The following is a 22,033-nucleotide window of genomic DNA, read 5'->3' on the forward strand; positions in this document are numbered from 1 at the left end:
GTTGGATCCTGCGCTGAGCGCCATATGCAAGAACAAATACATCCCCAATCAAGCTTTATTGCAACAGAAACCTGTTTATTTTTCGGTTCTCACAAGTATAAATCGATATATGCTTGCATAGTGACGACTGAGCGGAGAATGCTCGGACTATCCAACTGAGTGAGGGCCCGTGAATCAGATCGTTGAAAACCTTAAGGATTTAGGTCCAAAGCGGCTGGCACTTCTGGGCGGCATCGGCCTGGCAATCACTGCGGCGGTTTTTATCGGCGCGCGGACCATCCTCGCCCCCACCTATGTTCCGGTTTACAGCCAGCTAAGCCCCGGCACCGCATCGCAGATGATGCAGACGCTCGAGCAAGCAGGCCTGACGGTCGATCTGTCGCGCAACGGCGATACAATCTCGGTTGCGGAAAACGACATCGCCCGCGCCCGCATGGCATTGGCCGATGCGGGACTGCCGGGCGAAGGTGTGCCGGGTTGGGAGATTTTCGACAATATGTCCGGCATGGGGATGAACTCCTTCATGCAAAAGGTGAACCGGTTGCGCGCGCTCGAAGGCGAGCTGGCCCGGTCGATCCAAACCATCAGTGGCATCAAGGCCGCCCGGGTGCATCTGGTGCTGCCCGAACGCGCCGCCTTTTCGCGCAGCCGGGCCGAGGCCAGCGGCTCGGTCATTGTGCGCTCGCAAGCCAATGCCAGCATGACCCGCAGCCAAGCGCAGGCGATCCAAGCGCTGGTGGCCTCTGCCGTGGCGGATTTGGAAGCGCAGAACGTGACCGTCCTATCGGCATCAGGCGAGACGATTCTCGCCAAAGACGACGGCGGCAGCTCTGACTTCTCGCTTCAGGGTCAGCGCAGCATGATCGAAGAGCAACTGGCGCAAAAGGTTGAATCAATCCTGAATGCCCGCGTCGGGCCCGGCAATGCCCGCGTGCGCGTCAGCGTTGATCTGACGACCGAGCGTGAAGTGCGCGTCTCCCGCACGTTTGATCCCGCCCAGCAGGTCGCCCGCTCCATTGAGACCCGCGTGCGCAACTCCAACGAAACCGACCCGGCGACGGGCACAGTCGATGTGGCCAACAACATCCCCGATGAGCTGCGCGACGATGCGGGCGGCGGCGCGGGCCAATCCACCCGCTCTGAGAATGACGAGATCATCAACTACGAGATCGGTTCGGTCCAAAGCGAAATGGTACGCGAGCCGGGCGATATCGAGCGTATCTCGGTCGCGGTTCTGGTGAACGGCAGCTATGGCACCCTGCCCGACGGCTCCGAGGGCTATATCGAGCGCAGCGAAGAAGAGATGCAGCGCCTGAGCCAATTGGTCAGCACCGCCATCGGCTTTGATCAGAACCGGGGCGATCAGGTGCAGGTCGACAGCCTCCAGTTCCTTGATTTCGACTCTGAATTCAGCAATCCCGGCGGCCGTGGGTTGGGCGCGGTACTGGCCGACAATGCGATGACCATCCTACGCTCGCTCTTTGCCTTAGCGCTGGTCGCGATCATCATGCTGCTGGGCGCGCGCCCCTTGCGGATGGTGCTGGATGCTACCCTGCCCCAGCCTGCGCTGGCCGGTGCTGGCGCAGACGCGGCCCTGCTCGGTGGCCCTGAAGAGGATAGCGCCCCCAAAGCGTTGACCGGCGGCACCCAAAATGAGCCCCCACAAAACCGCCTGCCCACCCCGGCAGGCGCCCAAACAGGGGCAGTGCTTGGCCCTATGGACGAAATGCCGCGCGATATGGTGCAGCTTGCCTCCGTTGAGGGCGCGGTCCACCACAGTAAGCTGCGCGCTGTCGCCGAACTGGCTGAGGACAACGCTGAAGATGCCCTGCGCGTGCTGGGCGATTGGTTGGCAGAAGGGGATGAGCTGTGATCACCACCCTGAAGCTGCAAAATTTCGACGAGGACGGCAAAAGCAAGCCGCAAGATCCAGCAATGCCCACGCCCGAAGAGATCGAGGCGAAGATTAAGAAGGCCCATAAACAGGGCCATATCGAAGGCTACCTTACTGGGGCTGACGCGGGCCGGGCGGAGATGCACCAAACCATGCAGGCCGAACATGCCGTGATGGCCGAAAAGCTGGCGCAGGAATTGGCGCGGTTGTCTCAAGCAATGCAGGCCCATCAAGAGGCGCTGGTGGCGCAGATCGTCGGCTTTACCCTGCAAACCTGCGAGATCGTCTTGCCCGAGGTGATCGAGCGCCTCTCGACCGCGCGGGTGAAAAAGACCGTGACCCAATCGCTGAAAATGGCCATCGGATCGAGCCATATCAAAGTGCGCCTGTCGCCCGCGACGCTGGAGCAGATCGGCCCAGAACTGCGTCAACGCGCAGTCTATTACAAATGCGACGGCGTGCTAGATGTGCGCGCCGACGCCGACCTGCCTGACGGTGACGCCCGGATGGAATGGGACCACGGAAGCCTTGATTACGGCTTTAAAAAGATATGCGACCGCCTGCTCGCCGAGTTGCGCGACACCCATGCGCGGTCACTGAAAGCACAAAAGGAGACGGACGGACATGGATAAGCCTGACCTGCAATCGCCCAAAGACGACGACACCTCCACAGAGGGCAAAGCGTCTGAGGCGACGCCAAAGACCACTGAACAGGACCAGCCACGCGCTGATGCATTCGGCAATACAGCCAGCCTAGGCGGCGATGATGCCGGGGTCTTCCCGCAGCTCGATACTGAGGATTCGCGCAACGCGCTTGCCCCCCGCCCCGAAGCTGGTGGCGCAGGCATCAACGCGATGCTGAATGTCGGCCTTGATGTGCAGATTGTGCTGGGCCAAGCGCGCATGCCGATCTCGCGCCTGCTGGAATTGACCCGCGGCTCCATCGTGGAATTGAACCGCAAAATCGGCGCGCCGGTCGACCTGATGGTCTCTGATCGTCTGGTGGCACGCGGTGATCTTGTGAAGGTCGGCGAAGACCGGCTTGGCGTCTCCCTCACCCAAATCGTCAAGGATTATGTCCCTGACTGACCTCCCCTCCCCGCGCGCCTATGCGCCGGGCCGTTTGGGCCTTGCCCTGCTGGTGCTTCTCGCCAGCAGCGGCATGGCTATGGCCCAAGACGGGGGATTTTTGGGGACGCTGTCAGATGTGATCGGGGATTCCGCGCCGGGCAGTGATGAGAACGCCAATCTTTCGGGCCGGATCGTTCAGTTTATCGCGCTGATGACCGTGCTCAGCATCGCGCCGGGGCTTTTGGTTGTCATGACCAGCTTCACGCGCTTTGTGATCGTCCTGTCGATGCTGCGCTCGGCCCTCGGCCTGAACCAGACCCCGCCCAATATCGTGCTCACCTCGCTGGCGCTGTTCATGACCTTCTTTGTCATGCAGCCCGTGTTTGAGGACGCGTATGAGGCTGGCGTGCAGCCGCTGCTGGAAAACGCCATCGCCGAAGAACAGGCATTAGAACGGATCGCAGCCCCCTTCAAAAGCTTCATGTACGTCAACACCCGCCCCGAGGATTACGCGCTGTTCCTGCGCATCGCCCCGGCGGACGAAGAAGCCGAAGAGACCCCCCTGCCCGCCTCGGCGGAGGAGGCCACCTTCCGCCATCTTGTCCCTGCCTTTATGATATCTGAACTGCGCCGTGCCTTTACCATCGGTTTTCTGATCTACCTGCCTTTCGTTGCCATCGACCTGATCATCGCATCGGTGCTGATGAGCGCGGGCATGATGATGCTGCCGCCAGTGCTGATCTCTTTGCCGTTCAAAGTGATCTTCTTTGTGCTGATTGATGGCTGGTACATGCTGGCCGGATCGCTGATTGAAAGCTATGTGCCGCTTGCCGGTGGCTGACCTGCTCTGAAAGGATTTCTCTATGTCGACCAATGCCCTTTCCAAAAACCGCAGAAAGCCCCTCACTGTGGAGGATCTGAATGGTCCGACCAAGGCCGCCATCACGTTCCTGTGCCTGGGCGAGCAGACCGGCTCGGAACTCATGCAAAAGCTCGGCACTGCCGAGATTGAGCGCATCACCAGTGCCATGAGCCGCCTTGGCCCGATCCCGGCTGAGGTGGTTGAACATGTGCTCAGAGAATTCACCCAGAAGGTCGTCAGCGGCACCGGGTCGGTTGTAGGATCGATCTCCTCCGCGGGATCAATGCTGCGCAAGTTTATGCCCGAAGAGCAGGTAACGAGCATTCTTGAGGGGCTCAAAAACAGCGAGCGCGAGAACGCGATGTGGCGCGGCTTTGGCGCGTTGAATGAGACGGTGATTGCCAATTACCTCAAAGGCGAACATGACCAGACGGCGGCGGCGATCCTTAACAACGTTGAGACCTCAGTCGCAGCCAAGGTGTTGCCCCTGCTGGGGCCAGAGCGCATGCAGGACATCGCAGAGCGTATGATCGCCATGGAGGCGGTGCCACTGCATATGATGCAGCAGATCGAAGAAACGCTGAAGCAAGACATCCTGTCGAACACGATGCACACCAGTTCGGTCGAAACGCATCAGCGCATGGCGGACCTGTTCAACCAGTTGGACGTGCAGGCCTTCGAAGAACTATCGGGTGCGCTGGACGCGCGTATTCCCGACGCCTTCCAAGCGATCAAACAGCGCATGTTCGTCTTTGACGATCTGTTCAAATTGCCGATGCAGGATTTGGCGCAGGTGATGCGCGGGCTGGACGGGGCGACCCTGCCCATGGCCATGCGCGGCGCCAAGAAAGAGCAGCGCGATCACCTGATGGAATGCCTGCCGCAACGCTCGCGGCAGATGCTGATGGACGAAATGGCCGCCACCGGCCCGGTCCGTGGCCGCGATGTGCGCGCCGCGCAGGCTGCGATGGTGGAATATGCCAAGAGCCTAGCTGATGAAGGCACCATTGAGTTGCCCTCGGCAGCCGAGGACGACGAATTCATCGAATAAGGTGGATCAGCGGTAAATGCTGGAGGCGCTGTAGCCGCCGGTGATCGTGGGGATGTTGATTGTGGCGGCTGTAAAGCTGCTGCCCTGCCCGATTGAAACGGCCCCCTGCATCAGGGAAAGAACTGTGTTCGAGGCGGATGAGACACCCTCGACAGCGTCGTAAATCGCCGAGAACCGCGAGACGAGTTTGTCGACCTCGGCAGGATCTTTCAGCTTTTCAATGTCGAACTTTTGCTCAAACAGCGCGATCTGACGGTCAAGATCGACCCCAATCGCCTCATTCGGGACCCCAAGCGCACGGCGCATGAAACTGCCCAAATCGGCGTCTTTCAAAACATCGAGCCAGCTGTTGATTTCTCCGGCCTTTGACTTGAACTCCAGGGCGATGCGGGCACCCTCGTTCTCTTCGCCGGCAGAATTGAGCACGATCCGTTCTTTGAAACGGTCAATAACCTCGTCCTGCCAGCCGGTTCTGTTGAAGTTAAAGCTCCGCCCGCCACCGGGGGCAAAGCCCAAAGTGTCGTACATCTCTTTGATCTTAGGATTGCTAAGGCGGTTCACGAGGGCCGAGGGCTCATCGGAATTGCTTTCAAGCACCTTACGGATCATCGCCTTGCCAAAAATTTGATCTTCGAGATCAAAGGCGCGCATGACGAAGGTATAGACTTCAGTATCGGCGACAAATTCCTTGGCGGATTTGATGTCGCCGATCCGTTCTTTAAAGGCTTCAATCTGCCGGGCGTTCAAAGCATCGTTGGCGACGAGGTCGAGCTGTTTGTCGCGCGTTGCGTCAAACAGTTTGACCGCCACCTGTGTGCTCATGCCACCCAGCGAGATCATGCGTGCGCGGCCTCATGGCTGTGCGTCGGGGCGATGGGACGCAGTTGCATCAGCTCGGTCTCGTATTTCAGGACCGCGCGCAATTCGCTCATTGCCTTGTAGAAATCGGACATGCTTACAAAGTTTGCTGCTTCCATGATCCGAGTGCGCATCTCAGCGCCAAAGCAACAGGCCAGATCGGCCAAGCCCTGTTGGATCATCGGCATGATCTGATCGCGGGTGTCGGGGCGGATCAGCGCCGTTTGCACCAAGAAATAGACCTTGGAAACGGGCGTGGATTCCGCATCCGGCTTCAGCAAATCAGATTCGCGCACGATGTCGGCGCGGTTCTCGACTGTCAGCGCCTGACGACGGTCACCGTTGCGGATGACACAGCCGTTCACGACCACACGTTCACGCGGGCGGAGGGTAAGCTTCAGCATCTTACACCTCCCGCATGACTGGCGCCGCTTGACCGGCAAGGCCCGCTGCGATGTTGCCATTGATTTCCACCAGCCCTGCAAGGCGACCTTCGCCTGCCATCAGCGCGGTGCTGTGACGTTCCACCCAAAGAGCGATGGAAATGAGCGACGCTTTAAGTGCGTCGGGCATGGTGTTGCCCGGTTCGGCCAAGTCGTAGCGAAGCGCCGACCAGAACCGTTGATTTTCGTAGAGTGCATCGCGCAGACCAGTCGAAAGGATGTTCAACCGCTCGCTTTTGTCTTCGGTCGCATCAAAACCTTGGCCTTTTTCGGCAAGGTCATGCGTGACACGCGATAGGATGCGGCGCTCGATCTGCCGCGGGGTTTCGCTTTCGCGAATTGTTCTTTTGTATGCTGCCAGCCCCATAGGAATTCTTCCTTATTCTTTGTTTTAACCTTTTCCGCCACGCATTCTAACGTGGTCGGTACGGGGCCGGAGCATGACGCCCCGGCCCCATCACCTGCCCTTAACGGAACAGGCTCAAGATGTTTTGCGGTGCCTGATTGGCGATCGACAGCGACTGCGATGCCAGCTGCTGCTGAACCTGCAGAGCCTGCAAACGGGCCGCTTCTTCTTCCATGTTGGCGTCAACCATGGCGCCCACACCGGAGTCGAGGTTGTCCGACAGCTTGGTCAGGAATTCCTGCTGACGCTCAATGGACTTCTCGGACTGACCCAAGGAAGTTGCTGCATCGACAGTAGCCTGCGTTGCTGTGTCGGCCAGAGCCAGCACGTTACCCAGATATTCGTCACCATCAATGCCGCCCGATGCGTTCACATCTGTTGTGGCGCCCGCGCGGCTGGCAAAGCTATCCGCGATCAGGGTGAAGGTCTCAAGCTGTGCGTTGAGATCGACAGGCGACACGGTGATGGTCGTGGTTTGCAGAGCGCCCGCCGTATCGCGGCTGATACCGGTGATGATCGAACGGTCGGCCTGTGCCGCACTTGGTGTGGCACCTGCGGTGACGGCACCGTAGGCATCCATCGTACCGGCAACCGCATTGGCCCCAGCCGCGCCTTTTTTACCGGCGTTGACCAGATCGTCGCCGTTGAACGTCGACTGCGACATGATCGCTGCCATATCCGCAACAAGACGCGTCAGGTCAGACTCGATCTCGTCAAGGCCGCCCTTGTTTTCCTGAGCAAATGCGACTTTGTCACGGAATTCAGTTGCCAGATCAGAGAACTGCTCTGCGCCAAGACGTGCGGTCGCAACCGAGTTCTTGGTCAGTGTCAGGCTTTCGTTCACGGCTTTGGTCATACCGCTGTCGCCCTTCATGGTCTCAGAGATCGCGAAGTAGGCCGCGTTGTCTTTGCCCGAAGAGACTTTCAGACCGGTAGAGATGCGGTTCTGGGTTTCATTAAGACCTTGGTTCACGCTGCGCAGCGTGGACAGGGCATTCATTGCGGAGTTGTTTGTGTTGATCGAAGACATGATAGTGTCCAATACTTTCTAGTAATTCATCATGTCGTCATTCTGACGACGGGGCGCGCGAACGCCCGAAAATCGTTCGATTTCGTCAGGGTCAGGCGGCATTGCGCCTGACCCTTTTTTATTAACGGAAGAGGCTAAGGATGTTCTGCGGAGCCTGATTGGCGATCGACAAGGACTGCGATGCCAGCTGCTGCTGAACCTGAAGCGCCTGCAAGCGGGCCGCTTCTTCTTCCATGTTGGCGTCAACCATGGCGCCAACACCGGCGTCGAGGTTGTCCGACAGCTTGGTCAGGAACTCTTGCTGACGCTCAATGGACTTCTCGGACTGACCCAGCGAAGTTGCGGCATCAACGGTGGCCTGTGCCGCGGTATCGGAAGCGGCCAGAACTGTTGACAGGTAAGTGTCGCCAGTTGCCGAGCCTGCCTTGGCAGCAAAGCCCGTCGCGATTGCGTCGAACATTTCACGCTGAGCGTTTAGGTCCACAGGCGAAACCGTGATCGTTGTGGTCTGCAAAGTGCCTGCGGTGTCACGGCTGATGCCGGTGATGACACTGCGGTCAGCTGCTGCGGCGCTCGGTGTGGTCTCGGCAGTGTATGTGCCGTCGGCTGCAAAGGCGCTGTCGCCGGATGCCCCGCCGCCACCTGCGTTGACCAGATCATCGCCGTTAAAGGTGGACTGCTCCATGATCGCGGTCATGTCCGCCACAAGACGTGTCAGGTCGGCTTCGATTTCGTCAAGACCGCCCTGGTTTTCTTGTGCGAACGCGACCTTGTCGCGGAATTCAGTCGCCAGATCAGAGAACTGCTCAGCACCAAGACGCGCGGTTGCAACCGAGTTCTTGGTCAATGTCAGGCTTTCGTTCACGGCCTTAGTCATGCCGCTGTCGCCCTTCATCGTTTCCGAGATCGCGAAATACGCCGCATTGTCCTTACCGGAGGAAACTTTCAGACCGGTCGAGATGCGGTTCTGAGTTTCATTCAAGCTCGAGTTAACACCACGAAGAGTGGCCAGAGCGTTCATTGCGGAGTTGTTGGTATTGATCGAAGACATATTCTTATTCCAGACTATTCTTAGTTCGTTATGTCGTCTTTCTGACAACTGCGAGGTGATCCCGCTTGGTTAACTTTTTACGCCAAAAACTGGCAACATTGAGGCAAATTAAAAACTTTTGTCCACGCTTGTCATCAGTGTTGCGCGGTTGTCACGTTTAGCACCGCTTCGGCCGTAAATACCTGCAATGCTGTGCTTTTCCCGGACTTGGGAAACCTGTGCGATCATGTCTGACGTGGCTTGGCGGGCCAATTGCAGGTGGTGATGATCGCGCGCAATCAGATCTTTTAGATCGCGCAATTTATCTTTGCTGACCGCTTCGGGGTCGTGGCTGAGCTGTTCTTCCAACACGGCGGTGAGTCGGGCCTTTTCGCTGGCAAATTCGACCAACTGGTTGAACGCTCCGCCCTCAACCGCGGCGATTTCGCGGCGCAGCAGATTGCCCAATGCGTCAACGGCGGCGAGTGCTTTGCGCGGATCGCTCATCGGTCTGCCCCCGTTTGATAGCGCTGCATCGCGGTCTCAATGCTGCGCGCGATTCCGGTGGTGTTCTGCTCGGCAATGCTTTCGCCAATCGCGTTGGACAAAAAGCTGCGCCATGTCTCTTCCGCATGGCCCCCGCCAAAGCTGCCGATGTCGACGGTCGACAGCATTTCATCGACCATCTGACCGAGGAACATCGCCTCAAATTCTTTCGCCGATTCGGCTGTGACGGCATCCACCTGTGTGGGCGCGGGCTTGGCCGACGGGGTTGGCGCGGGGATTGGGAAAGACGGAAATTCCATGACCTGCCCTTAAATAATCTCAAGGTCAGCGTGCAAAGCACCCGCCGCCTTGATGGCTTGAAGAATGGAAATCGTCTCGGTCGCGCCGACGCCGATGGCGTTCAGCCCGTCGACCAGACGTTGCAGGCTCACCGATCCGTCGATGACGGCAAATTTCGCGTCTTTCTCTTCGACGCCAACCGACGAATTCGGCACCACCACCGTGGTTCCGCCGATCGACAGCGATTCGGGTTGGCTGACGTTAAAGTCATCGCGCACCGTAACGGTCAGGCCGCCTTGGCTGACCGCGACCCGGTCGATGCGAACATTCGCGCCGATGACAATGGTGCCAGAGCGGGCGTCGATGACAACTTTGGCGATCTGATCCGGCTGAACTTGCAGCGGCTCGATCAAGGCCATCGTCTCCATCAACGATCCTTTGCCGTAGGCGGAAACCGTGATGGTCCGCGAATCGATGGCGGTGGCGACCGGGCCCATGGCTTGGTTAATTGCCGCCTCAACCCGCTGCGCGGTCACGAAATCGGCGTTGCGCAGGGCCAGTTTGATGCTTGTCATCTCGCTGAAGTCAAAATCAACCTCGCGCTCGACGATGGCGCCATTGTCGATCCGCGCGCCTGTCGGCACGCCTTCGACGATCGATGCGTTCAGCCCTTGGGCTGCGAAACCGGCCACAGCAATCGGGCCCTGAGCGACGGCGTAGATCTCACCATCGGCCGCCGTCAGCGGGGTAACGATCAAGGTGCCACCGCGCAAGGATGAGGCATCGCCCAGCGACGACACGACCACGTCGATGGTGCTGCCCATGCGCGCGAAAGGCGGCAAAGACGCGGTGACCATGACGGCGGCGGTATTGGCCGTGCGCATCTGGTCTTCGGTCAGGTTGCCGATGCCAAGCCGCTCCAACATGCCCTCAATCGCGCGTTCGGTGAAAGGCGCGTTGCGCAGGCTGTCGCCCGTGCCGTTCAGACCCACAACCAAACCGTAGCCAACCAATTGGTTCGACCGCACGCCTTCGACGGTAACGATATCCTTGATCCGCACCTGCGCTGCCGCCGGCGCGGCAAGCGCGAAGGTGAGGCCAATCAGCAGCAGTTTAACAATGGCGTTCATGGTCGGCGGTTCCGATTAAAGGTAGTTCAAAAAGGATAAGCGCGAAAGGCGCGCGGTGACGGCATAGCTGGACTCAAGCTGGTTCTGTAATTGGGTCAAACGGGTGGCGGCATCATATTGATCGACGCCTTCAAGGTTCATCACTTCCCCATTCAGAAACAGCGCCCGGCTTTCTTGGGCCGAGATTGAATCGGCCAGTTGTCCGCGCTTCAGGCCGGTCTGGGTTTCGAGATCGGTCAACCCTTCGAGCCCGGCACCGATGGCGCTGCGGGCCTCGCTCAGCCAGGCGTCGCGGGCGGCCTCATCAGGGATATCGCTGGGGTTAAACGCGCTGAGCATTGCCAGACCGCGCATCAGATCGCGCATCGCGGGATCGTTGGCTTGGGCGGTTTGGGTCAGGGTTTGAGTTTCAGATGTGCGCGAGGTTAACGGGGGATTGCCCGTTGGCGCACCGTTGTAAAAGGTGTTCTCAAAATTGTTGGCCGGATCGGCGGCGGTATCGCTAAAGGCTGCTTTCAGCCCGTCGATCGCCGTCTGGACGTCTGCCAGCGTTGCAGGCACGCCCCCGATCACATTCGCCACCGCATTGGCTGGGGAAACGCCGCTGTTGGGGTTTTGTACGTCCCATGTTTGCAACGGGTTCGTGTCACTGCGCGTGCCAGACATGAGAAAACCGGAACTGTCGCTCACCGCTGCGCGCTCTAACACCTGATCCAAGGCCGTGCGCGCCGCTTGTTGCAGGTACGTTGTCGACAGCCCGCCTGCGCTGTCCGACGAAAAGGCCTGCTCTAGCACGGATTGGCCGACATCGCGCATTGCCCCAAGCGACGTTTCCACCGCTAGAAAGCGGCGATCCAATAACGCGTTCGAGGTCAGGAAGCCATCATTGCGGGTGATCTGCATCCGGATGGCAATGGCATCGGCGGAACGGTGGCCCAAATCGTCATAGGGGTTGGCCTTGATGCCGGTTGTCACCTCTTTGGAGACATCCGAAATCTCCGCCGCAAGGCGGCTGGTTTGCTCGCGCTGGCGCAGGCTTTGCAAGGCGGTAGAAATGGTGCGGGAAATTTCGGTCATCTCAGCCTCACACGCTGGCCAGAAGGGTATCGAGCATATCGGTCAGGCTGCTCAGAACTTGGGCATTGGCACCGTAGGCCTGCTCGATTTCCAATAGCTTTTGCAGTTCGGTGTCGATGTTGACGCCCTCGATGCTGCTGCGATTATCCTCAAAGGTGACAAGCCGCACACGCGCAGTTTCGGCTTGGGCGTCGGCACCGACGCGCAGAACATTCTGCTGGCTCACCATATCAGCGCCGAAATCGCCCAGACGCGCAGTGGTGCTGAGGCCTGTCGCGGCGTCAAAGGTTATGCCAGTCTCAAGTACATCGACAAATGCGTTAAGTTGGGTCGTGTCGCCCGGCTCCCCTTGAATGGTGGCCCCGGCGCCGTCACGCAGTCGCCAAAGCGCGCCTCCTTTATCGGGATGTACGCTGTTGTTAATCGAAAGCCGCCCCGCCAGCCCGTCTAGCGCTGTCGCGTCAAAGGCGCCGCCCGCGTCGGTGAAAAGCCCGGGCTGTCCTGCCCCGACAGAGGCATCAGCGGCCTCAAAACTCTGCACCAGCCCGCGCGCGAATTCGTCCAGCTGAAGCTTCATTTGAGGTAGATCATTCGCGATCAATCCAGACAGTCCAGCAAGACGCCCGCTATCAGACCCCCGCGCCGTGGCGCGCCCTGGTGTGATGTCGATGTTTCCGGCCATCAGCGTGCCGGTTTCACGGTTTGCGGTCAGCCGCACGGCTTTGTCGCCATGGACCAGTTCGGTGCCGCCGGTCGTGTGCAACGTCAGTGATCCGTCAGATTCCCAGCGGCTTTGAAAATCCATCTGGCTGCCCAAGGCATCAAGGCGGCGGTTCATCTCGTCCATCAACCCGGCTTTGCCTGTGCCGTCCCCCCCGACCAGACGCAGGCGTTCGTTCAGCTCGGCTATGTCGGCCAGCGCCTCATTCACCTCGGAGACACTTTGAACAAAGCTGTCCCCGGCCTGGACGCGGCTGGCCTCAAGCGCGACGGCGGCTTGATTGACGCTGTTCACCAACGTTTCACTGCGCGACAGAAGGTCATTTTGCGCCGCCGGATCCGACGGGTTGTTCGCCAACAGGTCTAACCCCGCCTGAAACTCAGCCAGCCGCGCGGCGGGAGAGACCTCGTCCCCCGGCTCGCCTAAGGTAAGCAGGTAGCTGCCAAGCACCTCTCCGGTAACGGAGGCCGCGCCCAACTGCGCCGAAGCGCCGCGCGTCATCCCTGCCAGGCGCTCATCCACCTGCCGTGCCACGCGCAAATCAACCGTATTATTCCCGGTCACCTGTACGGCTTCGCGACGCGCGTAACCTTCGGTCTGCGCATTCGCGATGTTGCCCGCGACAAGGCTGGCGCGACCTTCCGTCGTGCTTAGACCGCTGCGTGCGATGTTAAAGGCAGAGGAGATGCTCATTTATGCACCGGATTAGCGTTTAATATTCAGGGTTTCACTCAGCATTTCGTCGCTGGTGGTGATGATCTTGGCGCTTGAGGAATAGGCCCGTTGCGTTTGGATCAGATCAGTCAATTCCTGCGCAATATCCACGTTGGAGCCTTCCAGCGCATTGCTGTTGATGCTGCCCAACCCGTTCAGCATCGGATTGCCGAGGCTGACAGCGCCTGAATCGCGCGTGGCGACGTAAGCGTTGCCATCGACCGAGCGCATTTGGTCTGGGTTGGCGACATTGGCGAGCGGCACTTGGAAAAGCGCACGACGCTGACCATTGTCAAACACCCCAAAGAGAACGCCGGAATCGCTCATCTCGGCGCGCTCTAGGCTGCCGGTTTCGGTCCCATCATCGGTGAAGGCCGGGGGCGTGTAGTCGCCAGAGAACTGGGTCATCCCGCCGAATGTTCCGGGCGCGCCAAAGTCGATTTCCAAGGCCTGCGGTGTGCCGCCATTGGTGATCGACAGCGTGACCACGCCCGTCGCGGGGTCAATCGGCAAGGTGCCGGGGGTGTAGCTTGCGGGGCTGCCCGCATCTGCGCCGCTGTCGGTGAAATTCACGGTCGCATCGCCATAGTTGGTGCCCGCCTCATCGGTGATGCTGACGGTCCATTCGTTGTCAACCGCCCCCGGTGTCCACGACAGGGTCAACGCATCGCTGCCGCCCAGTTGGTTGACGTAGCGCAATGTGGATTCAAATGCCGTGCCCGTGGTGCCGGGGCCGGTTTCTTGGGCCGGCACATTGCCCGACACACCCACGCTAGAGCTTGGCGTGCCTTGCACCTGATAGCTCGCGATATTCACAGTGCTCAGGTCATTATAGCTGGTGCTGCTGACGCTGCCGGTGTTCCCTGCCGCATCGGTAGGAAAGCCGGATAGGAAATAGCCGGCAGAGTTGCGGAGGTCGCCATTCTGATCCGGGGTAAACGATCCCGCGCGGGTCAGGTAGTAGTTCGATTCAATAGGATCATTGGCATTGCGCGACACCACGAAAAAGCCATCGCCCTGCACCGCCAGATCGGTGGTGCTGTTGGTGCCCACGATATTGCCATTGGTAGAGATATTAGCCCGCACATCCGTCAACACGCCCGCTTGGGTCGACCCGGTGTTTTGGGTCACGAATTCCGAAAAGGTCCGCCGATAGCCGACCGTATTGGCGTTTGCGATGTTGCTAGAGATGTTCTGCACGCGGGAGGAGTTGGCCTGCAACCCGCTGACCCCAATTTGAAGGGCGCTTGTAATGCTCATGACTTGATCCTGCTCGTTCTTGTTATTCTTGGGTTATACATGACAAAGCCGATTCTTCATGAGCAAAGCAAGAATAAAAATTTCATTTGATATTTATGTCACTGACTTTCCTTGACATCCGTCACCTTTATAACGGCATCAAGGATACGATCAGCGCTTTCCATGCTCAGCCGCATCACGTCTGATCCCAGCGGCCCTTCTTCAACGGGGCGCGCACCCAGCCCGCCTGCAATCTCTGCCCAGCCGGGCAGTTCTGCGAGGGACGGAAACTCTGTTGCCGTGCGCGCCACGGTCTCGCTGTCGCCTGATTGATAGGCGGCAAGGGTAAGCCGGGTGGCATCGGCAAAGGCGAACTGCTGGGGATGCGCCTCCCACATCTCGAGGAACGCTTGCCGGGCCGAGCCCCATTTGCCGGTCTCATACAGCGCCACGGCGCGGCTGCGGCGCAGGTCCATATCCTGAGCGCGCAGGCGCAGAGCCGCCAGCTCATCCGAGCGGCCTGCCTGCGCCAAAGCTTCGACCAACAACGCCTCGGCCTCTGCCCCTTGATCGTCAGCATAGCCGCTCAGCAGATCAACGGCTGCATCCGCCTGTCCGCCCGCCAAAAGCGCGCGCGCTTCACCGCGGCGCAGCTTAGCGATGAGGGTCGCATCGGGAACATTCGTTCCGACACCCTCCAAGGCCTCAGCCAGCTCTCGCAGGGCGCGGAACTCTCGCGCGGCAAGGGCGGTCATGCCCGTATCCAGCAAGCGCTGCGGGACAGCGACAGCATGGCCGACAAAACCCGGATCAAAGCGCCAGCGGGTGCCGATGCGTGCATGCCCCTCAAGGAAGCTCCCGAGGTCCAGCCCACCGGCCGCCCCAGCCGTATAAAAGGCACCATAGATCGCACGGGCCCGCCTAAGCAGCGCTTCGGCCTCTTCCTTCGAAGCATCGCGCTGCAGGTTATGCAAAGCCCACAAGGCAGTATCGGTTTCGCCCTGCTCAGCTGCCATATCCGCCAAAAGCGTCACACCATTGCGCGCGATGGCATCGCCACTCCACATCCAGCGTGCGGCTTTCAGCAACGACAATGCGTCCTCAAGGGGCAAGACATCGGCTGCACGCCCCATCCGTACCAAGGCCAGACGCGCCCGTTGTGCATAGGCATCGCGCCCCTGCGCGGCTAGGGCATAACCTTCGAATGCCATCATTAGATCGCCCGAAAGTTCTGACGCGCGCGCCAGCAGGAAACGATAGGCCGGGCCGTCTCGCAACTCTGGATGCTCGGGGAACTCCGCCGCCAGCGCCTGCGCCACTTCCCAATCTTCGGCGGCCAAAGCGGCTTCAAGCAGATCGGGCAATATTGCCGCCTGCATGGCGGGGGACAGTGTGGCGAGGCTTTCTACTGTACGAGGCATAAGCCGCGCGGCTTCATCTGTCGCACCAAGCCGCGCGAAGGCCGCCGCGCGCAAGGCTTCTCCCTGCGCCCAGCCAACCGACCACGACACTGCCTGCCCCAGCTCGCCGTCCTCTGCCGTGTCACTGTCAAGTAGGGCAAGCGCAAGGGCAAGCGTCCGATGCCGCCGCTCTGTATCATCTGACAGAGTTTCAGCATCAAGCGCGTCTAGAAATCCAGCCGCCTCCGGGCGCATCATCCACGCAAGGTGCAATTCCGAAAGGTCTAGCAGTGCATGAGTACGCGCCGGATCATCCTTGCCGGTCGACGCCAAAAGCGTCTCCATCAACGTTTCACGCGCTGCAAGAAAATCCCGTTCTCCGTGATCTGCCAAGACCAAAGGCGCAAAGACAGACCCCTCCTGCCCCGCCACAGGCGCGGCCAAAATCAAAGAGAGACCAAGAACAATGTTGTGCAGATGCTTCATTCTATGAATAGATGCACTTTATTCTTGTAAAGATCCATTCTTTATTTCACACTGATCTTCAATAAAGTCACGCCATCCTTGCCCAAACTGAGGCCCGCCATGACGGAATCCAGCCATATCAGCATGTCGCTGGCGACTTCTTTGCAGCGCCAGCTTGACATCACCGCCAACAACATCGCCAACGCCAGCACTGCGGGCTACAAAGGCGAGCATGTAGTGTTCGAGGCGCTGTTGCAGAACAACACCGCGATGGGCGACGATCAGGCAGCTTTTGTCAGCGACACAGGCTCCTACATCGACACCCGCCCCGGTGCCCTATCGCAAACCGGCAACCCGCTGGATGTGGCGCTGCACGGCGAGGGCTGGTTCAGCTATGAAACGGCAGACGGGCAGCAGGCCTATGGCCGCGATGGCAGCTTCACACTCGACACACAGGGCAATCTGACACTTTTGTCAGGGGCCAAGGTACTGGATGCAGGCGGTGCGCCGATCCAACTGCCGACCGAAGGCTTGGGCGATATCAATATTTCCGAAGACGGCACCATTTCGGGCAGTGAGACAGGCCCGCTGGGCCGTATCGGTGTTTTCGACGTCCCGGAAATTCAGAGCTATAAACGCCTTGGCGCAGGCATGTTGGTGGCCCCCGAGGGTGCTGCCAAACCTGCCGTGGCCGAAAGCGTACAGGTGCGCCAAGGCACACTAGAGCTGAGCAACGTCAATCCGGTGCGCGAGATGACCCGGCTGATCGACGTGCAGCGCGCCTATGAGCGTACAAATACAATGATGGGCAATGCGGACGACCTGCGCCGCGACTCGCTCAAACGGATCGCGCAGGCGGTCTGACCCCGACATCCGTGAAACGGAAGGAACGAGACAATGAAGGCACTTAGCATCGCCGCGACCGGCATGATGGCGCAGCAAACCAATGTCGATGTGATCTCAAACAACATCGCCAACGCCAATACCACCGGGTTCAAAGCCAGCCGGGCTGCCTTTCAGGATCTTATCTATCAATCCATGCAACGCGAAGGCGCGCTGACCTCTGAGGCGGGATCGACCCGGCCCGTGGGCATCGACATCGGTATGGGCGTGCAAACCGCTGGCACCGTGCGGCTGAACACCCAAGGCGGCATGGTCGCCACCGAGAACCAGTTGAACGTCGCCATCGACGGGCGTGGCTACTTCTCAGTCACACTGCCGGACGGCAACCAGGCTTTCACCCGCGACGGGTCTTTCCAACTGTCCCCCGAGGGGGAGATCGTGACCATGCAAGGTTACCGGGTTGAGCCGGGGCTGGTCGTGCCGGAAAACACCACAGCGGTAGAAATCAACGAACAGGGCGTCGTCATGGCCTATGTTGAGAATGACCCCGAACCGGTGGAGTTGGGCCAGTTCAGCCTGACCACATTCGTGAACGAGCCGGGAATGCGCCCCGTCGGCAACAACTTTCTGCTCGCGACCGAAGCTTCGGGCGAAGCGCAGGTGGTGAACCCCGGCGATCCGGGCGCGGGGATGATCCGTCAGGGTTATCTGGAGGCGTCCAACGTGAATGTCATCCAGCAGATCACCGATCTGATCTCAGCGCAGCGCGCTTATGAGATGAACTCCAAATCCATTGAGACCGCAGACCAGATGCTCTCGGCTGCGAACCAAATCCGTTAATGCAACGGCTCGCGGCACTCTTTCTCAGCCTGATGGTGCTGACGGGCCCTGCCCTGTCGGCCCCCATCGGCGTGCTGATCGAAGAACGCGCGCGCGCAGATTACGCCGACAGCCTGCCCCAAGACGGCGAGTTTGAGATCACGGTCAAGGACGCCCCCGCCGACGAGGTGCTCACCCTCGCCGAGTTCTGGATGGACCCGCGCAGCGGCAAGTTTCTGGCCAATGCGGTGCTAGACACAGGTGAGGTGCAGCGCATCGGCGGCTTTGCCCTTGTGACCATGCCCGTGCCCGTTCCGGTAACCCGCCTGCTGCCGGATGACATCATCATGGAAGACGATTTGGCCATCATGCGTCTGCCCGTGGGCCGGATTGGTGCCTATGTGATAACCGACGCCGAAGAGGTCATCGGCAAGCAGGTGCGCCGCGTCCTGACGCCGGGCCGCCCGATCCAAACGCAATCCATCATCCACCCGCTGGTCATCAACCGGGGCGAGCGGGTGGATATCTATTTCAGCGACGGGCTTCTCGCCCTCTCCTCTCCGGGGCGCGCACTTGATGACGCGCATGAGGGGCAGGAAATCCGTATCGTTAACCTTGTCAGCAACAAAACGGTCACCGGCATCGCCACCGGCGAAGGGACCGTGGAGATCTTTCGATGACCACCGCTTTCGCGCGCCCCTCTGTCTTGATGTTCGGCGCGGCCCTGGCCTTGACCGGCTGCGACACCTCTCCGCATTTTGACCGTGATCCGCAGCCCTCTCCGATTGTGGTCAGCGGTGAAACCATTCCCGAGGTCGCCCGTGTGCAGGTGCCAATGCCCGCCGTGGCGTTGGAGCCGCCACGCAGGGGCAGCGCCAAAGCGTCGCTGTTCTCGGCCCGCAGCGAGGCGTTGTTTGCGGACCAGCGTGCCGATGATATCGGTGATATCGTCACGGTCGTGATCTCTATCGACGACCGCGCACAATTGCGCAACTCGACAGACCGCGAGCGCGAAGGCGCAAGCTCGATCGGTTTCCCGACATTCTTTGGCTATGGCGCGAAAATTGCCGCAATTTTGCCCGGAATCAGCGCAGCCGATCTGCCGAGCGGCGATGTCGTCGAAATCGGCTCGGCGTCCGAGGCAAGCGGCTCTGGCGCCATTTCACGCAACGAACGGATCGAACTCAAAGTCGCCGCTTTGGTCATCGACAAACTTCCCAACGGCACGGTTGTGGTTGCCGGACGCCAAGAAATCATGGTGAATCAAGAGTTGCGTGAGCTGCGTATGGCTGGGATCGTGCGCCCTGCCGACATCCGCGACGACAACACGATCTCTTATGACAAGATCGCAGAGGCCCGCATCGCCTATGGGGGCCGTGGCACGCTTTCGCGCGCGCAAGAGCGCAGTTATGGCGAAGACGCGATGGATGTGATCCTGCCCTATTAATTCCTGACTTCGTCACAATCTGAGACCATTGCCGTCGCAATCGACCGTTAAACCTGACGAAAGCTCAGGAAAGGTCGAACATGAAAAAGGCAGCAATCGCATTCGTAGCACTCCCCTTGCTTTGCATGGGTGCAGGCTATGGCGCCGGTATGGCCCTTGCCCCTGCCCCAGCCGAAGCGGCGGGAACGGAGTTAGATGAGAACGCCTCCCACGGCGTAGATGACACGGTAAAAGACGCCGCCCATGCGCCAGAAAAGGACGCCGGGGCGCATGGCGAAGACGGCGACGCGCATGGCGAGGACGGCGACACCGTTCATGGCGAAAACGAAGAGCCGATGGACAGCTATGAGTTGGCCAAAGACCGCACGGTGGTGCGGCTTGGACAGATGACCATCCCTGTCGAGAAGACCAACAGCGTGTCTTATGTGGTAGCGGATTTCGCGCTGAAGATGGGATCGCTGGAATTGGCGGAACGCTATCGCCGCGTCGAAGATGCAACGCGGATGCGCGATTCACTTCTGCAAGCGATGAACCTTGCTGCCGAAAGCGCCGTATTGCGCGGCGTGGCAATCGACAGCGAGGCGCTGTCGCAACTGCTACGTGATCTGATCAGCAAAGAGCATCAGGGCGTTGACGATGTGATGTTTGTCTCACTTTACAAGCAAGACGTAGCGCGGCTTTAACCCGCGCCGCGTGACCGTTTATAGAACCGAGCGCACCGTATGAGAAAGCACCTGCTCTCCGTTATCAAGCTCCAGCTCTGCCCCTTGTCCGGTGAAGTTCACCCGCGTCACCTCAGCGCGGGTCAGTGGGGTTACGCCCACGTCGTTGCCGCTGACGTCCGTCGCCGTGATCTCAACCCGGAAGGTATCTGGCGGCACGGGCAGACCCACTGAATCTAGCCGGTTCCAATCCACGTCGATCACCTTCCCTTCCGCGGTCGAGGGGCCGGGCATCTCGCGGACCAGCGTGCCGTCTTCGGAATAGATGCGGATGGTCACATCCTCCGCCCCGGCGTTGAGTTGGTAGCTGAGCGGAAATTCGTCCTCGGTCATGCGCACTTGGGACGACGGCACCAAGACATCGCGCCCGATCAACTGCAGGTCCGACATCGCGCCCACGGTGGACAGCATTGTGCTGATCTGCTCAAGGCTCGCGTTGGTCGCGATGCTTTGCTCAACTTGGGTCAACTGCGCCAATTGCGAGACGAACTGCGTCGAATCCACCGGGTTCAGCGGGTCTTGGTTCGAAATCTGGGCCGTCAGCAGGGTGAGGAAGCTGTTGTAGCTTTCTTGAAGCTCGGCAGAGGAGGTCGCCGCCGCCGATGTGCTGGTGGTGCTCAGGGTGCTGGCTGTTGTCGCGTCGATCATAGTCTCGCCTTTCAGGTGAGGATATCCAACTGCCCGGCGATCAAGCTCGGGCTGGGTGTCGGGGCCAACGGCTGGGCTTCGCTGCCCTGCGGATCATCGGCCTGCGACAAATTCGTTGTAAACTCTGGTCCGTCCTGCTGCCCGCCATTACGGCCCCGTTCGCCAAAGGTCTGGAAATCAAGGTCGGCATTATCGGCACTGATGCCGCGCGATTGCAGCGCATCTAGCAGCTGATCACGGTCTTGGCGCAGCATGTTCAAGACCGAAGCACTTTCGGTTGTCATGGCGATCTGCAGTCGCCCCGCCTCACTTCGCACGACTTCAATCTCGATCTCGCCCATACCATAGGGCGAGAGGGAGAAACGCAACTTGTTGTCGCCTGTGTCGAGACCGCGGATCTGCTGGGCGACGTGCTGGCGCAACTGCTCTTCCGAGGCGGCGGCGGGGTTCGGCGCCGGCGCGGGCGTTGGCTGCGGCGGGCTCAGGCGAAGCGTCTCTGACTGTGGCGCCTGCGGTGCGGTCAGCGCTGCAACCTCACGCAAAGCCGCCTCGGCTGCGGGGGCGTTCACACCAGGCTGCGGGGCTTTGCTGTACTCAACAGCTGCGCTAAATTGATCGGCAGCGGCCATGCGGGGGTCTGTAATCCCTGCGCTTGCATCAATAGACTTGGCGACGGTCGTGCTGGCATCGATTTTAGCGTCGGTGCTGAGCCGTGACATCTGAGCGTCGCCAACCATAGCCACACCGGCTGTTGGCATTTTCGGGGTCCCTGAAGCAATCTGGGCAAAACCGACCCCCTCGGCCTTAAGCATGTTTGGGACTTGCTGTTCTTGTACCGAGCCCATCGACCCGCGTGCAATCGCCGGGATCACCGCCGACGCGATACTAAGTTGGCTGCTCGGCGTCGGGATCCGCAAGGCACCGGCAATCTTTTCCTCAAGCGCGGCTTCTAGGGTCGGGTCTGCCAACTGCCCCACCGCCTCCAATGCGCCGACCCCATCAGGGGGCGCCTCTCCCAGAGATTCGGCAAAGGCCGCGAGTGCGGCTTTGGGCGTCACCTTGCCGTTGGTTTCTTCCAGTTCGGCAATCGTGTGATCCATTAGGGCCAACAGCCCTTCTGCGGTTTCTGGATCAATCCCTTCGGGCAATGTGTCAGCCGCGCCATCTGTTTCGGGCGCGGCGGTTTTCGGGGTCTTGATCTGTGGCTGCGGCGCGGTCTCTTGCTTCGCCACGCCCTGCATCAACGCGGTAAAGCCTTCGACCGCGCCATTCTTCGGCGGTTGCCCGGCAACGGCGGCACCGGATGCCGCAGACGTGGCCTGAAGTTGAGCTATCATCTAACGTCCTCCACCTTGGGATTCCGAAGGCTCTCTGATT

24 protein-coding genes are annotated in these 22,033 nt (G+C 59.9%); 10 read left to right on the forward strand and 14 right to left on the reverse strand.

Annotation, left to right across the window (positions count from 1 at the left end; translation table 11 throughout):
• The first annotated feature begins 169 nt into the window (after positions 1-169).
• From fliF to DSM14862_RS12570, 5 genes are read left to right on the forward strand one after another with little or no spacing between them, the layout of a single operon-like run.
• Positions 170-1,873, forward strand: coding sequence for a flagellar basal-body MS-ring/collar protein FliF (fliF, locus tag DSM14862_RS12550; RefSeq protein WP_007117627.1), 1,704 nt, complete (start codon positions 170-172; stop codon positions 1,871-1,873).
• A complete protein-coding gene (locus DSM14862_RS12555; protein ID WP_007117628.1) occupies positions 1,870-2,526 on the forward strand; it encodes a FliH/SctL family protein in 657 nt (218 codons plus the stop codon). The genes fliF and DSM14862_RS12555 overlap by 4 nt, the downstream gene beginning before the upstream one ends.
• Positions 2,519-2,983, forward strand: coding sequence for a FliM/FliN family flagellar motor switch protein (locus DSM14862_RS12560; RefSeq protein ID WP_007117629.1), 465 nt, complete (start codon positions 2,519-2,521; stop codon positions 2,981-2,983). The genes DSM14862_RS12555 and DSM14862_RS12560 overlap by 8 nt, the downstream gene beginning before the upstream one ends.
• Positions 2,970-3,806, forward strand: coding sequence for a flagellar type III secretion system pore protein FliP (fliP, locus tag DSM14862_RS12565; RefSeq protein WP_007117630.1), 837 nt, complete (start codon positions 2,970-2,972; stop codon positions 3,804-3,806). Before DSM14862_RS12560 ends, fliP begins: the two co-directional genes overlap by 14 nt.
• A 22-nt stretch (positions 3,807-3,828) precedes the next feature.
• The gene (locus tag DSM14862_RS12570; RefSeq protein WP_007117631.1) at positions 3,829-4,878 is read left to right on the forward strand and encodes a flagellar motor switch protein FliG; all 1,050 of its coding nucleotides are present in this window, start codon (positions 3,829-3,831) and stop codon (positions 4,876-4,878) included.
• 6 nt (positions 4,879-4,884) lie between these two features.
• Here DSM14862_RS12570 and DSM14862_RS12575 read toward each other — a convergent pair whose 3' ends face one another.
• From DSM14862_RS12575 to DSM14862_RS12630, 12 genes are all read right to left on the reverse strand, one after another.
• Entirely contained in the window at positions 4,885-5,718 is an 834-nt protein-coding gene (locus tag DSM14862_RS12575; protein WP_007117632.1) for a DUF1217 domain-containing protein, read from the reverse strand.
• Positions 5,715-6,140: a flagellar biosynthesis repressor FlbT gene (locus tag DSM14862_RS12580; RefSeq protein WP_007117633.1), complete on the reverse strand. Its 426-nt coding sequence runs from the start codon at positions 6,138-6,140 to the stop codon at positions 5,715-5,717. The genes DSM14862_RS12575 and DSM14862_RS12580 overlap by 4 nt, the downstream gene beginning before the upstream one ends.
• 1 nt (position 6,141) lies before the next feature.
• The gene (flaF, locus tag DSM14862_RS12585) at positions 6,142-6,546 is read right to left on the reverse strand and encodes a flagellar biosynthesis regulator FlaF (RefSeq protein ID WP_007117634.1); all 405 of its coding nucleotides are present in this window, start codon (positions 6,544-6,546) and stop codon (positions 6,142-6,144) included.
• 100 nt (positions 6,547-6,646) lie between these two features.
• Positions 6,647-7,615, reverse strand: coding sequence for a flagellin N-terminal helical domain-containing protein (locus tag DSM14862_RS12590; protein ID WP_007117635.1), 969 nt, complete (start codon positions 7,613-7,615; stop codon positions 6,647-6,649).
• Positions 7,616-7,736: 121 nt separating this feature from the next.
• Entirely contained in the window at positions 7,737-8,666 is a 930-nt protein-coding gene (locus tag DSM14862_RS12595; protein WP_007117637.1) for a flagellin N-terminal helical domain-containing protein, read from the reverse strand.
• A 108-nt stretch (positions 8,667-8,774) separates the two neighbouring features.
• Positions 8,775-9,152 (reverse strand): hypothetical protein, encoded by a 378-nt coding sequence (locus DSM14862_RS12600; RefSeq protein ID WP_007117638.1) that lies wholly within the window; start codon positions 9,150-9,152, stop codon positions 8,775-8,777.
• Positions 9,149-9,451: a rod-binding protein gene (locus DSM14862_RS12605; protein ID WP_007117639.1), complete on the reverse strand. Its 303-nt coding sequence runs from the start codon at positions 9,449-9,451 to the stop codon at positions 9,149-9,151. The genes DSM14862_RS12600 and DSM14862_RS12605 overlap by 4 nt, the downstream gene beginning before the upstream one ends.
• Before the next feature lie 9 nt (positions 9,452-9,460).
• On the reverse strand, positions 9,461-10,561 hold the full coding sequence (locus DSM14862_RS12610; protein ID WP_007117640.1) for a flagellar basal body P-ring protein FlgI: 1,101 nt from the start codon (positions 10,559-10,561) through the stop codon (positions 9,461-9,463).
• A gap of 15 nt (positions 10,562-10,576) precedes the next feature.
• Complete coding sequence (locus DSM14862_RS12615) at positions 10,577-11,638, reverse strand: flagellin (protein ID WP_007117641.1); 1,062 nt, start codon at positions 11,636-11,638, stop codon at positions 10,577-10,579.
• Positions 11,639-11,645: 7 nt separating this feature from the next.
• Positions 11,646-13,052, reverse strand: a complete 1,407-nt coding sequence (flgK, locus tag DSM14862_RS12620; RefSeq protein ID WP_007117642.1) for a flagellar hook-associated protein FlgK — start codon at positions 13,050-13,052, stop codon at positions 11,646-11,648.
• A gap of 12 nt (positions 13,053-13,064) precedes the next feature.
• Positions 13,065-14,333, reverse strand: a complete 1,269-nt coding sequence (locus DSM14862_RS12625; RefSeq protein ID WP_007117643.1) for a flagellar hook protein FlgE — start codon at positions 14,331-14,333, stop codon at positions 13,065-13,067.
• 98 nt (positions 14,334-14,431) lie between these two features.
• Positions 14,432-16,198, reverse strand: coding sequence for a hypothetical protein (locus tag DSM14862_RS12630; protein ID WP_007117644.1), 1,767 nt, complete (start codon positions 16,196-16,198; stop codon positions 14,432-14,434).
• Positions 16,199-16,297: 99 nt separating this feature from the next.
• On the opposite strand from DSM14862_RS12630, the gene flgF reads away from it, so the two are divergent.
• The 5 genes from flgF (at position 16,298) to DSM14862_RS12655 (ending at position 19,969) form a co-directional block, all read left to right on the forward strand.
• Entirely contained in the window at positions 16,298-17,041 is a 744-nt protein-coding gene (flgF, locus tag DSM14862_RS12635; protein WP_007117645.1) for a flagellar basal-body rod protein FlgF, read from the forward strand.
• Positions 17,042-17,074: 33 nt separating this feature from the next.
• The gene (gene flgG / locus DSM14862_RS12640; protein WP_007117646.1) at positions 17,075-17,860 is read left to right on the forward strand and encodes a flagellar basal-body rod protein FlgG; all 786 of its coding nucleotides are present in this window, start codon (positions 17,075-17,077) and stop codon (positions 17,858-17,860) included.
• Positions 17,860-18,519: a flagellar basal body P-ring formation chaperone FlgA gene (gene flgA, locus DSM14862_RS12645; protein ID WP_007117647.1), complete on the forward strand. Its 660-nt coding sequence runs from the start codon at positions 17,860-17,862 to the stop codon at positions 18,517-18,519. Before flgG ends, flgA begins: the two co-directional genes overlap by 1 nt.
• Positions 18,516-19,286, forward strand: a complete 771-nt coding sequence (locus DSM14862_RS12650; protein WP_007117648.1) for a flagellar basal body L-ring protein FlgH — start codon at positions 18,516-18,518, stop codon at positions 19,284-19,286. Before flgA ends, DSM14862_RS12650 begins: the two co-directional genes overlap by 4 nt.
• 80 nt (positions 19,287-19,366) lie before the next feature.
• The gene (locus DSM14862_RS12655) at positions 19,367-19,969 is read left to right on the forward strand and encodes a hypothetical protein (RefSeq protein ID WP_007117649.1); all 603 of its coding nucleotides are present in this window, start codon (positions 19,367-19,369) and stop codon (positions 19,967-19,969) included.
• A gap of 18 nt (positions 19,970-19,987) precedes the next feature.
• On the opposite strand, the gene DSM14862_RS12660 is transcribed toward DSM14862_RS12655, so the two are convergent.
• Together DSM14862_RS12660 and DSM14862_RS12665 are read right to left on the reverse strand one after the other, a co-directional pair.
• The gene (locus DSM14862_RS12660; protein ID WP_007117650.1) at positions 19,988-20,656 is read right to left on the reverse strand and encodes a flagellar hook assembly protein FlgD; all 669 of its coding nucleotides are present in this window, start codon (positions 20,654-20,656) and stop codon (positions 19,988-19,990) included.
• Between the two features lie 11 nt (positions 20,657-20,667).
• Complete coding sequence (locus DSM14862_RS12665) at positions 20,668-21,993, reverse strand: flagellar hook-length control protein FliK (RefSeq protein WP_007117651.1); 1,326 nt, start codon at positions 21,991-21,993, stop codon at positions 20,668-20,670.
• Between the last annotated feature and the right edge of the window lie 40 nt (positions 21,994-22,033).

This window comes from Sulfitobacter indolifex, assembly GCF_022788655.1.
GTDB lineage: Bacteria > Pseudomonadota > Alphaproteobacteria > Rhodobacterales > Rhodobacteraceae > Sulfitobacter > Sulfitobacter indolifex.

What these genes read in the sequence shown, in the direction of transcription:
- DSM14862_RS12560 (WP_007117629.1), top strand. Translation starts at nt 2,519, where the DNA reads ATGGATAAGCCTGACCTGCAATCGCCCAAAGACGACGACACCTCCACA.
- fliP (WP_007117630.1), top strand. Translation starts at nt 2,970, where the DNA reads ATGTCCCTGACTGACCTCCCCTCCCCGCGCGCCTATGCGCCGGGCCGT.
- DSM14862_RS12570 (WP_007117631.1), top strand. Translation starts at nt 3,829, where the DNA reads ATGTCGACCAATGCCCTTTCCAAAAACCGCAGAAAGCCCCTCACTGTG.
- DSM14862_RS12575 (WP_007117632.1), bottom strand. Translation starts at nt 5,718, where the DNA reads ATGATCTCGCTGGGTGGCATGAGCACACAGGTGGCGGTCAAACTGTTT.
- DSM14862_RS12580 (WP_007117633.1), bottom strand. Translation starts at nt 6,140, where the DNA reads ATGCTGAAGCTTACCCTCCGCCCGCGTGAACGTGTGGTCGTGAACGGC.
- flaF (WP_007117634.1), bottom strand. Translation starts at nt 6,546, where the DNA reads ATGGGGCTGGCAGCATACAAAAGAACAATTCGCGAAAGCGAAACCCCG.
- DSM14862_RS12590 (WP_007117635.1), bottom strand. Translation starts at nt 7,615, where the DNA reads ATGTCTTCGATCAACACAAACAACTCCGCAATGAATGCCCTGTCCACG.
- DSM14862_RS12595 (WP_007117637.1), bottom strand. Translation starts at nt 8,666, where the DNA reads ATGTCTTCGATCAATACCAACAACTCCGCAATGAACGCTCTGGCCACT.
- DSM14862_RS12600 (WP_007117638.1), bottom strand. Translation starts at nt 9,152, where the DNA reads ATGAGCGATCCGCGCAAAGCACTCGCCGCCGTTGACGCATTGGGCAAT.
- DSM14862_RS12605 (WP_007117639.1), bottom strand. Translation starts at nt 9,451, where the DNA reads ATGGAATTTCCGTCTTTCCCAATCCCCGCGCCAACCCCGTCGGCCAAG.
- DSM14862_RS12610 (WP_007117640.1), bottom strand. Translation starts at nt 10,561, where the DNA reads ATGAACGCCATTGTTAAACTGCTGCTGATTGGCCTCACCTTCGCGCTT.
- DSM14862_RS12615 (WP_007117641.1), bottom strand. Translation starts at nt 11,638, where the DNA reads ATGACCGAAATTTCCCGCACCATTTCTACCGCCTTGCAAAGCCTGCGC.
- flgK (WP_007117642.1), bottom strand. Translation starts at nt 13,052, where the DNA reads ATGAGCATCTCCTCTGCCTTTAACATCGCACGCAGCGGTCTAAGCACG.
- DSM14862_RS12625 (WP_007117643.1), bottom strand. Translation starts at nt 14,333, where the DNA reads ATGAGCATTACAAGCGCCCTTCAAATTGGGGTCAGCGGGTTGCAGGCC.
- DSM14862_RS12630 (WP_007117644.1), bottom strand. Translation starts at nt 16,198, where the DNA reads ATGAAGCATCTGCACAACATTGTTCTTGGTCTCTCTTTGATTTTGGCC.
- flgF (WP_007117645.1), top strand. Translation starts at nt 16,298, where the DNA reads ATGACGGAATCCAGCCATATCAGCATGTCGCTGGCGACTTCTTTGCAG.
- flgG (WP_007117646.1), top strand. Translation starts at nt 17,075, where the DNA reads ATGAAGGCACTTAGCATCGCCGCGACCGGCATGATGGCGCAGCAAACC.
- flgA (WP_007117647.1), top strand. Translation starts at nt 17,860, where the DNA reads ATGCAACGGCTCGCGGCACTCTTTCTCAGCCTGATGGTGCTGACGGGC.
- DSM14862_RS12650 (WP_007117648.1), top strand. Translation starts at nt 18,516, where the DNA reads ATGACCACCGCTTTCGCGCGCCCCTCTGTCTTGATGTTCGGCGCGGCC.
- DSM14862_RS12655 (WP_007117649.1), top strand. Translation starts at nt 19,367, where the DNA reads ATGAAAAAGGCAGCAATCGCATTCGTAGCACTCCCCTTGCTTTGCATG.
- DSM14862_RS12660 (WP_007117650.1), bottom strand. Translation starts at nt 20,656, where the DNA reads ATGATCGACGCGACAACAGCCAGCACCCTGAGCACCACCAGCACATCG.
- DSM14862_RS12665 (WP_007117651.1), bottom strand. Translation starts at nt 21,993, where the DNA reads ATGATAGCTCAACTTCAGGCCACGTCTGCGGCATCCGGTGCCGCCGTT.